This is a genomic window from Mesorhizobium sp. M6A.T.Cr.TU.017.01.1.1, assembly GCF_004023115.1.
Taxonomy (GTDB): Bacteria; Pseudomonadota; Alphaproteobacteria; order Rhizobiales; family Rhizobiaceae; genus Mesorhizobium; species Mesorhizobium mediterraneum.
Window position 1 is genome coordinate 1 of sequence record NZ_RZTA01000274.1, and the last position, 646, is coordinate 646.

Consider the following 646-nt stretch of genomic DNA (forward strand, 5'->3'; position numbering starts at 1 on the left):
GTGTCCGTCGCCGCCGACCGCCACGCCGACGCCGACAAAGGCGCCGACGGACACCGCACCGGCGCTGCCGCCATTGCCGCCGCCACCGCCGACCGACTGGGCGAGTATGCCGTGTGACAGGTCGCCTGTGGTGGTGATCCTATTGGTGTTGACGACCTCGACCTCGCCGCCATTGCCGCCGCCGCCGCCATGGCCGCCGACACCAACCGCGGTGAACAGGCCGCCTGCTCCGGCAAAACCGCCGTCGCCGCCGCCGCCGCCGATCGACTGCGCCAGCAAGCCGACCGAGAGGTCGTCTGCGGTGGAAAGTTCTCCCGTGTTGCGAACTGTGACCTTCTGGCTCGAGCCGCCGGCAGCGCCGGCACCGCCGATGGCCAGCGACGGACCACCAATGGCGATCGAGAAGCCACCCGATCCACCGCCGCCGCCGACCGACTGCGCCAAGATCGCATGCGACTGCACGCCCTCGGTGGCGATCCTGGCGCCATTGGTCACGTCGACCGTCTTGCCGCCACCGCCGCCGGCGCCCTTGCCGGCTATGCTGACATTGAGGGCAAAGCTGCCGGCGACACTGCCGCCGCCAGTGCCGCCGCCACCGCCGACCGATTGCGCGATAATGCCGGTCGAACGGTCCTCGATCGTATGG

General features: G+C 70.6%; 1 pseudogene. It reads right to left on the reverse strand.

Annotated elements, in window-relative coordinates:
- Positions 1–646, reverse strand: a pseudogene (locus EOB36_RS34795) (hypothetical protein); the annotation flags it as partial.